Below are 14,467 nucleotides of genomic sequence, written 5' to 3'. Positions count from 1 at the left end.
CCGTCCGCGTCACGTGAAGGGGAAGAACCATGAAGGCTCTAATCGGATTGATCGTGCTGCTCTCTACGTCCAGCGCGTTTGCTCAAACCGCTCCGCCGAAACCGGCCAAAAAGCCGCCTGTCCAGGTCAAGCCACAGGCGGCAATGGGGTGCAAGCTAGTCGGCACGGTCAGAGGCACCAAGATTTGGGCCGGCGATTGCGCGGGACCCTCAGATCTCAGAGGCAGCGCACCAGCCTCCGAAGCCACAGCGCCAGCAGAACCGTCCGAAGCGCCCGCTAAACAATAGCGGATTCTATTTCCGTCGCGTCTGCGCCGAGTTGGCGAACTTGCGTCTCTCAAAGGTAATTAGCTCTTCGTTTCCGGCAGCTTACAGGCTCATTGGAGACTGCGATGCTCGCGTTGGAATTGCCGCACTGGTTGAATGTTGCTGGCATCGCGCTGGTCATGATCGGACTTATTGGCCTAGGACTTAGCCGAAACAAACGAGTTGAAAGCGATTTCCTTATGCTTTCGGGGGACGTAAGTTCATGGCGATCGAAAAGGGCGGATGATCGGCGCCCGAGGGCACTAGGGACTTGGGTTAGAGATCCATCCCATCCTTGCGGCGCCATGGCTGATGCCACAACAAGCGAGAAGCGGGACCGTCAGCCCGGCTGCCGCGGCGGTAACGACAAAGGGCGCCGAGCCCCACGCCCTTTTGGCGTTTGAACCTTCCGGCGACTGGCAAGACCCACACTAGGATCTTGTTTTGCGCCGTTCGTTTTACCCTCGACCCGGGGGGCAAAATGGGTTCGTATAAGCATCATTACATCATGAAACTGGCCAACACCCGGCTTGAGCTGCTCGAGAGAGAAACAGCCGATCTCGAGCTACTGCAGTGCCAAGTAGACGGATTGCGCGAACGGTTGTGAAACAAGCGCAATTGTCGGACAGGACTTCGCGCCCCTTCAGAGGGGGCCATCAGGAGAACGGGTCAAGGCCAAGTGCCCTCTGAAGAAGCGTACGCCGGGCTTCGCTCCCGCGCACAAAACCAGGACTGCGGTTGATGAGGACAGCCGAGTTGGCACGGCCAGCAACTCGATAATCTGAACCGGGCGCCCATCTCGCCGCTGAGTGGGCTGACGATTCCGCTGGGGAAAGCGGCTGTTAGGTCAGTACATCTGCATTTTCCGAATCGCGTCGGGGGGATCACCTTCGCGCTGAATTGCGGAGTACGATTTGGGTGGCCGACTTAAAAATTTCTGATTACCTGGAGCAGTTTAAGGCGATGTCCGCCGATAGGTTTGTGGGTCCTCCATAGGGAGGTCGATCAGATTCTCGCCGCGAGGCTGATTGCCAAGAAGAAAGAACTCGAAAGGCGGCTCGAACAGCTCTGCCCAAGCGACCAGGGCGATTTACCAGAAGATCATTGATCAGCGGACGCCTATCATCGGATCGCTGTCGCCCCTGAGAAGGGCGCCGCGCTTAGGTTGGTGTGGAAGAATTCGGCGAATCTCACACCCGTACCGGCAACGGTTGATGACGCACCGCCGGCGGTTGACGCGGTAATCCAGCGTAAACGGGTATCGCGGTACATTGACCTTCGCGGATTAGTGACGAGTACCGCGCTACGCATGGGCATAGAGAACCCGTCGGGCAAGGGGAATTTGTCAGAATAAGCAGGTGACGAGATGTCAGAATGACGTCGCGTCCTGCTGCTAAGTGATTGAGGACATTGGTGGGCGCACCGGGGCTCGAACCTGGGACTCGCTGATTAAGAGGCGTGTGATTTCATAGGAAAATCAAAGGTCATTCCGGCAAACGGATCACTCAACCTGCATTGAACCCGCAATAGATTTCCTTTCTGTTGGAATAAATCGTGCCGGACAGAAAGGGCTGTAAACTCCAATTTCGCCATCTCGGAGCACGCGAACGGCGGCGATCCATGCGCGATCCACGTGGCCCAGGCAAAGTTCAATCCTGAGGCGCTACCAGCGGCATCGACACCCAGTTCAGGTCGGAAGCTTCGTCCTTGGCGGCCTCCGTATGGACGACGATCGCGTTCCCGACGTCGACCAGGAAGTTTCGTTTAATAGGCAAAGAAGCCCCCCTGCACGGGCGGCGCCATCTGTGAGGGCACTCACCTGGCAGCAATCCCCCTGCAATGGGATCAATAGCTCTGGGGCAGCGTCGCGCGCGCTCACTATCATCACTGTATCGCCGCCAGCAACGGCCGGGGAGACAATGATGGTCTGGAAAAATTTCGTCAGCCAATCTGCAACGCTCGCACTACGGCCGAGCGTCCTTCGAACCACCTTCATTTGCGCGCTTTCAGCCACGGTTCGTTTCACCTCGAAGGCGGACGGGTTAACGACGATTCCGCTGCAACCGGCTGATATACACAATCCCTTGGCTCCAATCATAACTGGGGACGGCGCTCCGATATTCTGCAGGAGGTGGAGGACGACGCCCCCCCAGCGGGTTGTCTTTCGAAGCCCGAGAGGCTGCCGCGCCTGGCCGCTTCGGGAAGACGCCGGAGGATCGCAATGAGCCGGTCCCCAGCCATCAGGTTAGCGTCGATCGTCGACGCCATGAAAGCAATGGCCGGTCCTCCGCCAAAGGCCCGCGCAAGCTTTGCCAGCGGCCGCTGCGTGCGGGGTACCTATATCCCGTCTGGCAGAGCAGAAGAAATTACGAAGTCCCAGAGTTTCACGGCCGCATCACGCGTGCTGGCGCGCTTCTCGCTGGACGGCGGCAATCCCCACTTGCCGAACACTAATGATTTCGTGCTGCGCGGGTTCAGCTTCAAGCTCGGAGATACTGACCATCGCTCCGACATTCTCACACAGAGCGCTCCCGTTCACTATGCGAGGACACCGGCGCAGATGTTGGCGTATCTGAAGGCGCGCGTTCCCGGGCGCGGCCGACGACCCGATCCGGAGAAACTCAAGGCGTTCTCCACCGCCAATCCAGAGTCGTCGCATCAGGCAAGCTACGTGGCCGCCCATCCACTTCCCGCAAGCTTTGCCGATACCACCTACTGGGCGGTCCACTCCTTTCCCGCAACAAATCGGAGTGACGAGACACAGTTCATCAAGTTCAAGGTCGTCCCGGTGGGCAATCAGGCCGCGCCGACGGAAGACGCCAAAATGAAGCCCGGAGACATCCTGCACGACGATCTGGAAAGCCGGATCGCAGCACGCGATATCCGGTTCAGCCTGATGGCGGTGCTCGGCCGTCCCGGCGACCCCATATTGGATGTCACCATCCGATGGCCGGACGAGGACGGCCGGGAGACGGTGCGCCTCGGAACAATCGTGATCACTGCAATCGAAGCGCGCGACGCATACGTCTTCGATCCGGCAGCCCTCGCCGAAGGCATCGGATATCCGCCCGACGAGATCTTTGCGGCCCGCCGCGCCGCCTACACGATCTCACGGGCTACGCGCCGCTGATCGAAAGATCAGCTTTCGCTTTACCAGTTGCCCTGCGTTTCGCGGCGCCACGCTGCGGGGCTGGCGCCGACTTGCGCCGAAAACACTTTCGTAAAGTGGCTTTGATTGGCGAACCCGGCCGAGATCGCAATTTCCGACAGCGACAGGTCTCGCGCGGCCATCAACCGCTTGGCCGCTTCCACGCGCTGGCGCAGCAGCCATCGGTGCGGCGGCAGGCCGGTCGAGATTCGGAACGCGCGCGAAAAATGACCGACCGAGAGGCCAAACTCGGCCGCGATCAGTTGCAATGAAAGCGTCCCGCCGAGGTCCGAGTCGAGCCGTTCGCACGCGCGCTTCACTTGCCATGGGGCGAGACCGCCGCGTGCCGGTCCGGCAATGCTTTGCAGCCCGCCATAGGCCTCGCCGATATGCGCGGTGAGCGCGAGCATCATGTGATCGATGAAAGGCTGGTTGGCCTCGCCCGGCCGACTCAGCGCTTCCAACAGCACTGCCCCGATATGACGCATGACCTGGTCGTCGTGGCCGACGCCGAACTGGCACGCGAGATCACCAATGCGGGGCGCGCGGGATTCCCTGGCGATTTCGTCAAGTGCCGAACGCGGAAGATAGAACTGGAGGGAATGGAATGGCTTGTCGATTATGAATCCCGGATCGCTCCTGAGATCGTACAGATATGTTGTACCGGCTCTGACATCGACCTTCGTAACGCACTTGCCATGGTCCCAGAGCTCGCAGTCCGGGTAATTGTGAAGCTTAAAACTGACGAGATAGGCCTCGTCCGCCACTGAGCCGGAACGGCATGGCACGGGGTTGTCATCTTGGGTTTCGGTGACCGCGAGGTCGATGCCGCGCAATGAGCGCGTGATCAGCGACGGCGGCGCATCCCTCAGACGCAACTGCTGCCTGACCCTCTGTCCGAAGGTACTTGCCTGTGCCATTTGTTCGGACCATTCGCAGTGTTTGATCGGGGCCGCCCAAGTCGCTGCCGCCACTATATCTCGCGGCGCATTATCCGGTAACCGGGTGCGGAGGTCTAGGTTGGCGGCGACGCGAAACGCGATTGTGAGCATCGGCCGCCGTGACTGTCACAAAGCGATTTTGGAAGCGATTTCAATATCAAACCCACCTGACTGCGGACCTTCGCCTCCCTTTCACATCAAGGGCGCGCCGGCACGCTTTGAGCAGATTCAGACAAGGCGCGGCCGTTTTGGGAAAGACCGCGTAGTTCTACGCGCCTAGAACGCCATGGAGAACTCGCGACGCCCAGCGGTACCGCACAGGGAAACGATGGCTTCACGCCAGCCCACAAGTCACCCCGACGACGCGAGTGCACATCTCTTCTGAAGGCGCATCTCCATGAGCGAACCGATCTCGCATGATTCTGCGCATGAAAATTCGTCGGCTGCGTCCAGCGCGAGCCAACGCCAATTGCGGAATGCCGAGCAACGTTCCGCCGACGCGGAGATGGCGCGTGTCCTCCACACCGAACCGGTCCGCATGGCACTCGACCCCTCCGGGGCCGCGATTGCCCACTGGAAACATGACCCATTACACGATGTCGTCGAGCCCATGAGCGACCACGTCATCATGGCTTACAATGGCCGGGTGCAGCACGTGGAGCGGCGCTCCGGAAGATCGATTGCGAAGGGAACGTTCCGTCCCGGGGCCGTGATCATTATTCCGGAAGGGTCAAGTTCGCGGTGGGATATTCCGAAACCCGTGGACGTCGTTCAGCTCTATCTGCCGATCACAACGCTCGCGCGCGTAGCCCGCGAAGCCGAGACGGCTACTGCGGTCGATCTGCTGGAGCGAACCGGGCATCCCGACCCCGTTACATCCCGATTGCTCCTGAGCGCGGCCGACGGGCTGGAGGGCAACTCCGCCCTCGATACGCTGTTCAGGCAGCAGCTCATCGACCTGCTCGCGACGCGCCTGCTGGCTACGCACATCGCCTCGCCAACCGCGTTCCAGCCGACCATCGGTGGGCTTTCGCCAAACGTCCTGCTTCGCGCCATCGAACGCTTGCGTTCGGACAGCGATACCGACGTCTCGCTTGCTGCCCTTGCTTCGGATGCCGGCCTGTCGCGCTCCCACTTCTGTCGCGCCTTCAAGGAAAGTACCGGGCTCTCTCCTCACGCGTGGTTGCGGCAATACCGCCTCGAGCAAGCAATGAAAATGCTGCGCGACACCGACACATCGATCGTGTCGGTGGCGGCCGAGCTTGGCTATGCGTCCCAGACGGCATTCGCGGCAGCCTTCAGGCGGTTGACCGGAGAAACCCCAACCGATTGGCGACGAGGCGCGCGGTAACAGCGACTACTCGTGGCTGACGAAGTGACTCCCGAACCCGAGGACAGTTCCATGAACAAGCCGGTCGTGAACGATCCCTTGGAGGCTCTGTTTGGCGGAGCCGATGCACACCACGGCGAGTCGTCGGCCGCCCAACGGCGCGCGGCCGACGTGGAGATGGCGCGCGTGCTCAAGACCGCGCCGCTACAGATGGCTTCAGACCCTTCCAATGGCGCCATCGCGCATTGGAAGCATGGGGCTCTGCATGACGTGGTCGAGCCGATGACCGACCACGTCATCATGACCTATCCTACGGGCGTTCAGCGTTTGGAGCGGCGCACTGGGAAATCGCTGGCAACTGGAACGGCGCGTCCCGGCGTCGTGACGATCATTCCGGCGGGCTCAAGCGCGAAATGGGATATTCCCGGGCCTGTCGATGTCATCCAGCTCTATCTTCCCCGCAAAACGCTCGAGCGCGTAAGCCGCGAAGCCGACGCATCCGCTCCTGGCGATCTGCTGGAGCGGACGGGGCATCCCGACGCCATCACATCCAGCTTGCTGATGAGTGCGGCGGATGTGCTGGAGAGCAATTCGTCCGTGGATGCCCTGTTCAGGCAGCAATTGACGGATCTCCTGGCCACGCGTCTGCTGGCTGCGCATACCGGTGCACCAGTCACGTTCGAGCCGGCCACCGGTGGGCTATCTCCCCATGCTCTGCGCCGCACGATCGAGCGTCTGCGCTCGGACAAAGATGCTGACGTATCGCTCGCTGCGCTCGCATTGGACGCCGGCCTGTCGCGCTTCCACTTCTGCCGCGCCTTCAAGGAGAGCACCGGGCTATCGCCGCACGCCTGGCTGCGCCAGCAGCGGCTCGAGCGGGCCATGAACAGGCTGTGCGCGACCGACGCGTCGATTGAATGGGTCGCCGCGGAGCTTGGTTACACCTCGCAAACTGCGTTCACGGCGGCGTTCAAGAAATTGACGGGCGACACCCCGAGCGAATGGCGCCGACGCATGCGGTAACAGCAATCTCTCTGCAATCACGTCAATCGCTCTGGCGTGTCCGCAGCTCCGATCCCCTAGATTTGCGCTATCGAACATCGACAACGGATGGAGACGAACGATGGCCTGGAAGCACTGTATCGCCCTCCTTGCAATCGTACCGCGGCGGAGGGTCATCGCCACAGCGCTGGTGTACGGACTGTCACTTAGCGTGCGATTTACTTCGGCAACGGGCGAGGAAGTCGAAATTCCGACCCCGGCCACGACGTCGATTGTGACCAGAGACGGCGCCCCCCTTCTTCCGGATAGCTGGTCCTTCAGGTCGAGGGATCCGATCGCCCTTCAGTTCGGCCGGTCGATGGCCTCCCGCGGCTGTTACCCCTCCTGCGAACGTCCAACCATACTAACGCCGGACTGCGGCGTTCCGTAAGCGCCCGACAATCTTCGTTTCACGTCTTCGCGTCGTCGCCGATCGCGACAAGCCGTCCTCCATGCGGGAGCGGCAACGGTGACGCGCGCGTGGGTTCGAGAATTCAAACCAGAGGAGTAGTCCACATGCGACTTGTCATCATTGGCGCCGGCTTCGCCGGCATGTATGCCGCACTTTCCGCCGCCCGCTTGCGCGACATCCAGGGCGTTTCGCCCGAAGAGCTCGAGATCGCGCTGGTTTCTCCCGAGCCGACGCTCGTTGTCCGCCCGCGGCTCTACGAATCGAAGCCCGAGACCATGACCGCGCCTCTGCTGGATGTCCTCAAGGCCATCGACGTCGTCTACGTGCAAGGCAGCGTAGAGACGATCGACACCCAGTCGCGCGTGGTGGAAATCGTTGCCGCGAAAGGCGCGAAGAAGAGCTTGGCCTACGACCGGCTGGTGGTAGCGACCGGCAGCCGGCTGGCTCGTCCTAATATTCCGGGACTTGCCGAACATGGTTTCAGCGTCGACCAACTCGACGATGCGATCGCCCTTGACCGGCACCTGCACAGTCTAGCTGACCGGCCGGCATCGAATGGGCGCGACACCGTCGTCGTGGCCGGCGGCGGATTCACCGGCATCGAGGCAGCGACCGAGTTGCCGACGCGGCTTCGCGCAATTTTCGGCAAGGACGTCAAGCCGCGCGTCATCATCGTTGACCGCAACAGCGCGATCGCTCCCGCCATGGGCGAAGGCCCCCGCCCCCTCATCGAGGACGCCCTGCACAAGCGCGGCGTGGAGACCCGACTCGGTGCCGGCGTCGCGTCGCTCGACAGATCGGGCGTCACGTTGACATCAGGCGAACACATCGAGGCCGAGACTGTGATTTGGGCGGCCGGCATTCGAGCGGCTCCGTTGACCGCACAAGTCCCCGCCGAGCGCGACAATTCCGGCCGGCTGCTGGTCGACCGCGATTTACGCGTGCCGTCGGTACCCAGCGTGTTTGCCACCGGCGATGCCGCCCGCGCTGCCTGCGACGATGACGGCAATTTCGCGCTGATGTCGTGCCAGCACGCGACGCGACTGGGCGCCTTTGCCGGCCACAACGCCGCCGCAGAACTGCTCGGCGTTCCGACCAAACGCTACCACCAGGAGAAATACGTCACCTGCCTAGACCTCGGCGAAGCCGACGCGGTGTTCACCCGCGGTTGGGAGCGCGAGGTGACGATGGTCGGCGATACCGCCAAGAAGACCAAGCAGGAGATCAACACCGTCTGGATCTATCCGCCGATGGCCGCGCGCGCCGCCGCCCTCGCCTCGGCCGATCCGGAGCGTGTCGGCGATGTAAGCGGGTTCTTCTAGACCGTCGCACGAAACAGGCCGCGCTCCGCGCTGGCTGCTCGGCCTGCTCAAACAAGACCAGCCAGCCTCCAACCATGAAACAGGAGAGAAACATGAACCTGCACGACCCCTCTTATACCGGGAACACGGTACCCGATGAGTTGGTCCCGTCGCGCTACGCGCTGCGGATCGGCGAGATAGACGTGATGGTGGTCAGCGACGGCGTGCTGACGCTGCCAGGCGCGATGTTGGCTCACAACGCTGAAAAGGCCGTCCGCGAGGCCTGGCTAAAAGACAATTTCCTGCCACCGGACGCTTTCGACTGGGCACTCAACGTGGTCGTGGTGCGGAGCGGCGGCCGGACCATTCTCATCGACGCCGGGATGGGGGCGGAGTTTCCCCTGCCTCGGGCCGGACAATTGATCCATCGACTGGAGGCCGCCGGCATTGATCTCGCATCGGTGACCGACGTGGTCCTTACCCACATGCACATGGACCACGTCGGCGGGCTTCTCGTCGAAGGCGTGAAGGAGCAACTGCGTCCGGACCTGCAGATCCACGTGGCGGCCGCCGAGGTCAAGTTCTGGGAGTCGCCAGATTTTTCCCGCGTCTCTATGCCGGACGGCTTCCCGGATGCGCTTCGCGCGACGGCCAAACGGTTCGTGAAAGAGTACCGCAGCCAACTTCGGCTCTTCGAGGATAAGCACGAAATGACGCCGGGCGTGGTCATCCATCGCACCGGCGGGCACACCCCCGGGCACAGCATCGTCCGCCTGGCGTCCGGCGGCGACCGGCTGACATTCGCCGGCGACCTCGTGTTCGCAGTTGGGTTCGAACACCCGGACTGGCACAACGGCTTCGAACACTACCCCGACGAAGCGGCGCGCGCTCGCACCAGCCTTTTGCGGGAGCTGGCGGACACCGGCGGACTGCTGGTCGCCACGCATATGCCGTTCCCATCCGTCGGCCATGTGGCCGTTGCCGGCGACGCGTTTCGCTGGGTCCCGGCCCTGTGGGATTACTGATCGTTTGTCGGCTTAGTCCCGACACGCGCTCGCAGCAAGCGCTTCATCCGATACGGGCCGCGTTTCCCGCGCCAAAGCGCGGCCCGCGCAACATCGATCAACCTGGAGCTCGACCGCGATGAAACATGAGACCGTGCGAACGAAGGCCTTCGCCATGCCGCTTACGAACCCGGCTTTTCCACCCGGCCCCTACCGCTTCGTCAACCGCGAGTACTTCATCATCCAGTATCGCACCGATCCCGAGGCGCTGCGCCGGATCGTGCCCGAGCCGCTCGAACTGACCGAGCCAGTGGTGAACTACGAGTTCATCCGCATGCCCGACTCGACAGGCTTCGGCGACTACACCGAAAGCGGTCAGGTCATCCCGGTATCGTATCGGGGCCAGGCCGGCAGCTTTACGCATCAGATGTTTCTCAACGATCATCCGCCCATCGCCGGCGGGCGCGAGCTGTGGGGCTTCCCGAAGAAACTGGCGCAGCCGAAGCTTGCGGTCGAGATCGACACGCTGGTAGGCACCTTGAACTATGGTTCGGTTCGGATCGCAACCGGCACCATGGGCTATAAGCACCGCGCCCTCGACACCGCGGCGGAAGCCGGAAAGCTCGCTGCACCCAATTTCCTGCTCAAGGTGATCCCGCATGTCGACGGGACGCCGCGGATCTGCGAGCTGGTCCGCTACCATCTCGAAGACATCACCGTGAAGGGCGCATGGACCGGACCGGCCGCGCTGGATCTTTACTCGCATGCCCTTGCCCCGGTCGCCGAGCTGCCGGTTCTTCAAGTGCTATCGGCCAAACACCTTCTCGCTGACCTGACACTCGGGCTCGGCACCGTAGTCCACGACTATTTGTCGCCACGTCAGGCCGCCCGGCGGCTCGAGTCCGAAATCTTGATCGAAGCAAACGCTGGCTGATCGGATCAGCCGCAACATCGGGAGTTTGCAAAAATGTTGAAAGTGATGCGCGAGCAGATGAGTGCTCTAAAGGTGCAATGCAGCCCCCTACCGTACGATGTCGTCGCCCTGGTGCTACAGGGCGGCGGAGCGCTAGGGGCCTATCAGGCCGGAGTCTATGAAGGTCTGCACGAAGCCGGGATCCGGCCAAACTGGCTGGCCGGCATTTCGATCGGAGCACTGAACGCAGCCATTATCGCAGGCTCTCCCGAAGGCGAGCGGGTGGAACGATTACGTGAGTTCTGGGAAACGATCTGCTCCTGCTCTGCGGGATGGCCCGTCGGTGAAGGACTGGGCGATGCCTTGCCATTCGCATTCGACATGCGCTCTCTAGACAACTCGTTTGCCGCGATGCGAGCGCTATTTCAGGGGCAGCCAGGCTTCTTCAAGCCGCGCATCCCGTCCCCGTTCTGGTCCCCTTTCTCGGGTGAAGCCGCGACGAGCTTCTACGACACAGCACCGTTGAGTCGGACACTGGAGCGGCTTGTCGATTTTGATCGCTTGAATTCGGGAGAAGTGCGCGTCAGCGTGGGCGCAGTTAACGTGCGCACCGGCAACCTCACTTATTTTGATACCTCCGAACGCCGGCTGGGTCCGAAGCATTTCATGGCGTCCGGTGCCTTGCCACCGGCATTTCCCGCAGTCGAGATCGAAGGCGAGCACTACTGGGACGGCGGCGTGGCCTGGAACACACCTCTTTCCCGCGTGCTCTCCAGCGAGCCGGGCGCGACGCTGACGTTTCAAGTTGATCTCTGGTCCGCCCAGGGCCGTGTCCCACATGACATGATGGAGGTGTCGAGCCGCCAAAAGGACATTCAGTACTCGAGCCGAACGCGCGCCATCACAAATCAGGCGCTGCGGATGCAGGAGATGCGCCGGGCATTGCAACGAACGATCGAGAAACTGCCGGAGAGCGCAAAGCGAGATCCGGAAATGCGGGCCATCGCGGATCTGGCTCGCCATAGCTCCCACAACATCGTTCACCTGATCTACCAGTCCAAAGTCTATGAGGGCCACTCGAAGGACTACGAGTTCGGATTGAGTGCGATGCGCGCCCACTGGCAAAGTGGCCTCGACGATATCCGCCGCACGCTGGCGGACCCGCGGCGGTTGGATCCGCCGGTCGCCGAGCTCGGCATCGTCACACATGACGTCCATCGCCACGATGAACTTTAGCGCCCGCAGCTTTCGGAGAATGCCATGTCGATTCTTTTTTATGCCCCCGAACACAAGGTCAAAGCCCGTCTTGTTCCCTCGCGTCAGGCGATCCGGCGCACCGCGCTCGCGTTCGCCGCAGCGCTCGGCGTCGCCGGAGCTACAGCTTACGGCCATTACTACACCACGGCCGGCCGCTACCTCGAAACGACCGACGACGCCTATGTCAAAGCCGATTCCACGATCATCGCACCGAAGATCTCAGGCTACATCGCCGAAGTCCTGGTTACCGACAACGAACCGGTGAAAGCCGGTCAGTTGCTGGCTCGGATCGACGACCGCGACTTCGAGGCCGCGCTGAGCCAGGCCAAAGCCGACGTCGCGGCTTCCGAAGCCGCGGTAAAGAACCTCGACGTACAGATCGAGTTGCAGGAGCCCCTGACTCAACAGCAGGCAGCCGAGGTCGATGCGACCGAAGCGGCTCTGAAATTCGCGCAGCAGGAGCGCGCCCGCTACGACGAGCTCATGAAATCAGGATCCGGAACGATCCAACGTGCCCAGCAGACAGACGCAGCGCTGCGCTCGCAGACCGCCCAACTGCAGCAAGGCAGGGCGGGATTGCTCGCCGCCAATAAGAAGGTCGAGGTGCTTGCGACCCAGCGCGCGCAAGCTGTCGCACAACTCGATCACGCGCGCGCGGTCGAGCACCAGGCTTCCCTGAACCTCTCTTATGCCCAAATCACAGCGCCGGTCGACGGCACGATCGGTGCAAGGACGCTCCGCGTCGGCCAGTATGTGCAGGCCGGAACACAGCTGATGGCCATTGTACCGCTCGACGCTGTTTACGTGGTCGCGAATTTCAAGGAGACCCAGCTTACTCACGTGCGCAATGGCCAGCCAGTCGAGCTGCGGGTCGACGGCTTTCATTCGACCAAGCTGAAGGGCCACGTCGACAGCCTGTCCCCGGCGAGCGGCCTCGAGTTCGCGCTGCTGCCCCCCGATAACGCCACCGGCAACTTCACCAAGATCGTCCAGCGCGTGCCGGTAAAGATCGTACTCGACGACCAGAGCTTGAATGGTCTGTTGCGCCCCGGAATGTCGGCCGAGACGACAGTCAATACCAAGTCGGCCGTTATCGCGGAGCGCGACGCCGAAAGGCGGTTGGCGTCGCGTGGCGGCAAGCCCCGCAGCTGACCAAGCCAATTTTCCATCGGCCGCGAGGAGACAACGGTGTCCACACTGCAAACGACCATCAATGCGACTCGCGCCAGCGAAGGCCAGTTGCTACCCCCGGCTTCCGCCGTCACCGCAAAGACCTGGCTCGCAGTGAGCGGAGCCACGCTGGGCGCCTTCATGGCGGTGCTCAACATCCAGATCGTCAATGCCTCCCTTGCCAATATTCAGGGCGGGATCGGTGCGGGCATCGATGATGGTGGCTGGATCTCGACGTCCTACCTGATCGCCGAGATCGTGGTGATCCCCTTGAGTGGGTGGCTCGCTCAGGTGTTCTCGGTTCGCATCTATCTGCTCACCAATGCCGTCCTGTTCCTGGTGTTCTCTGCGGCTTGCGCACTCGCCCAGAACTTGCCGCAGATGATCGCGCTCCGCGCCGTGCAGGGCTTTACCGGCGGCGTGCTGATTCCCATGGCCTTCACGCTCATCATTACGCTGTTGCCCAAAGCGAAGCAGCCGATCGGGCTAGCGATGTTTGCGATTTCCGCGACATTCGCGCCGGCGATCGGTCCAACTATCGGCGGCTATCTCACCGAAAATCTCGGCTGGGAATACGTGTTTTATGTCAACATCGCGCCGGGCGCGATCATGATCGCCATGCTCTACGTCTCGCTGGAAGCGACCCCAATGAAATTGTCGCTGCTGGGCGAAGGCGACTGGGCCGGTATTGCCACGATGGCTATCGGGCTCGCCGCGCTGCAGACCGTGCTGGAAGAGGGCAACAAAGATGACTGGTTCGGCTCGCCCTTCATCGTCCGGCTAGCCATCGTCGCCGCGGTTGCGTTGACGCTGTTCCTTGCCATCGAACTCACCGCGAAGAAACCGCTGCTCAACTTGCGGATTCTGTTTCGTCGCAACTTTGGCTTCGGCGTGCTCGCGAACTTTCTGCTCGGCGTCTCCCTGTATGGCTCAGTCTATGTCCTGCCGGTCTACCTGTCCCGCATCCAGGGTTACAATTCCGAGCAGATCGGTATGGTGCTGGCATGGACCGGCCTGCCGCAGCTCGTGCTGATCCCGTTGGTGCCTCGCCTGATGCAGCGGTTCGATCCGCGCCTGGTGATCGGCGTCGGCTTTGTGCTCTTTGGCGGCTCCAACTTCCTGAACATCTACATGACCAATGACTACGCGGCCGATCAGCTTTTCTGGCCGAACGTCAACCGCGCTTTTGGTCAAGCCCTCGTCTTCGCGCCGCTCTCGGCGGTCGCCACCGCCGGAATCGAAGCCGAGAATGCCGGGTCCGCGTCCGCCTTGTTCAACATGATGCGCAATCTCGGAGGTGCAATTGGCATCGCCGCACTTCAGACGCTACTGACCAAGCGCGAGCAATATCACTCCAACCTCCTGACGCAATCGGTATCGATGTTCGAGCAGGCCACTCGCACTCGCCTCGATCAGCTCACGCAATATTTCATGAGCCATGGGGTGATTGACCGCATCGATGCAGCTCATCGCGCCTACATTGCGATTGGCAAGATCATCCAGAAGCAGGCCTTCATCCTCGGCTTCAGCGACACCTTCTATCTGCTCGGCATCTCGCAGATCGTCGCCCTGGTAGCGGCGCTGATGCTCACCAAGCCCGACCGCCTTGACGCCGGCGGCATTCATTAGTCTTCCTCAACCCACC

11 protein-coding genes are annotated in these 14,467 nt (G+C 61.8%); 9 read left to right on the top strand and 2 right to left on the bottom strand.

What is annotated here, in order from left to right; translation table 11 throughout:
• Positions 1-1,954 precede the first annotated feature (1,954 nt).
• A complete protein-coding gene (locus AC0L2O_RS30985; protein ID WP_473372430.1) occupies positions 1,955-2,080 on the bottom strand; it encodes a hypothetical protein in 126 nt (41 codons plus the stop codon).
• Positions 2,081-2,571: 491 nt separating this feature from the next.
• On the opposite strand from AC0L2O_RS30985, the gene AC0L2O_RS30980 reads away from it, so the two are divergent.
• Positions 2,572-3,435 (top strand): catalase, encoded by an 864-nt coding sequence (locus AC0L2O_RS30980; protein WP_473372429.1) that lies wholly within the window; start codon positions 2,572-2,574, stop codon positions 3,433-3,435.
• 20 nt (positions 3,436-3,455) lie between these two features.
• Here AC0L2O_RS30980 and AC0L2O_RS30975 read toward each other — a convergent pair whose 3' ends face one another.
• Positions 3,456-4,373 carry a helix-turn-helix domain-containing protein gene (locus AC0L2O_RS30975; RefSeq protein ID WP_473372444.1) on the bottom strand — a complete coding sequence of 306 codons (918 nt, stop codon included), beginning with the start codon at positions 4,371-4,373 and terminating at the stop codon, positions 3,456-3,458.
• A 418-nt stretch (positions 4,374-4,791) separates the two neighbouring features.
• Here AC0L2O_RS30975 and AC0L2O_RS30970 point away from each other — a divergent pair, with 418 nt between their 5' ends.
• From AC0L2O_RS30970 to AC0L2O_RS30935, 8 genes are all read left to right on the top strand, one after another.
• Complete coding sequence (locus tag AC0L2O_RS30970) at positions 4,792-5,745, top strand: helix-turn-helix transcriptional regulator (protein WP_473372428.1); 954 nt, start codon at positions 4,792-4,794, stop codon at positions 5,743-5,745.
• Between the two features lie 51 nt (positions 5,746-5,796).
• The gene (locus AC0L2O_RS30965) at positions 5,797-6,747 is read left to right on the top strand and encodes an AraC family transcriptional regulator (RefSeq protein ID WP_473372427.1); all 951 of its coding nucleotides are present in this window, start codon (positions 5,797-5,799) and stop codon (positions 6,745-6,747) included.
• A gap of 534 nt (positions 6,748-7,281) precedes the next feature.
• Entirely contained in the window at positions 7,282-8,499 is a 1,218-nt protein-coding gene (locus AC0L2O_RS30960) for an NAD(P)/FAD-dependent oxidoreductase (protein WP_473372426.1), read from the top strand.
• 74 nt (positions 8,500-8,573) lie between these two features.
• Positions 8,574-9,503 carry an MBL fold metallo-hydrolase gene (locus tag AC0L2O_RS30955; RefSeq protein WP_473372425.1) on the top strand — a complete coding sequence of 310 codons (930 nt, stop codon included), beginning with the start codon at positions 8,574-8,576 and terminating at the stop codon, positions 9,501-9,503.
• Between the two features lie 118 nt (positions 9,504-9,621).
• Complete coding sequence (locus tag AC0L2O_RS30950; RefSeq protein WP_473372424.1) at positions 9,622-10,416, top strand: acetoacetate decarboxylase; 795 nt, start codon at positions 9,622-9,624, stop codon at positions 10,414-10,416.
• A gap of 33 nt (positions 10,417-10,449) precedes the next feature.
• Complete coding sequence (locus tag AC0L2O_RS30945) at positions 10,450-11,631, top strand: DUF3734 domain-containing protein (protein WP_473372423.1); 1,182 nt, start codon at positions 10,450-10,452, stop codon at positions 11,629-11,631.
• Positions 11,632-11,655: 24 nt separating this feature from the next.
• The gene (locus AC0L2O_RS30940; protein WP_473372422.1) at positions 11,656-12,804 is read left to right on the top strand and encodes an HlyD family secretion protein; all 1,149 of its coding nucleotides are present in this window, start codon (positions 11,656-11,658) and stop codon (positions 12,802-12,804) included.
• Positions 12,805-12,840: 36 nt separating this feature from the next.
• On the top strand, positions 12,841-14,451 hold the full coding sequence (locus tag AC0L2O_RS30935) for an MDR family MFS transporter (RefSeq protein ID WP_473372421.1): 1,611 nt from the start codon (positions 12,841-12,843) through the stop codon (positions 14,449-14,451).
• Positions 14,452-14,467 lie beyond the last annotated feature (16 nt).

Source organism: Bradyrhizobium sp. Kon10, assembly GCF_055807395.1.
Note: the sequence above shows the minus strand (reverse complement) of the source record. Positions and strands in the feature narration are given on the sequence as shown.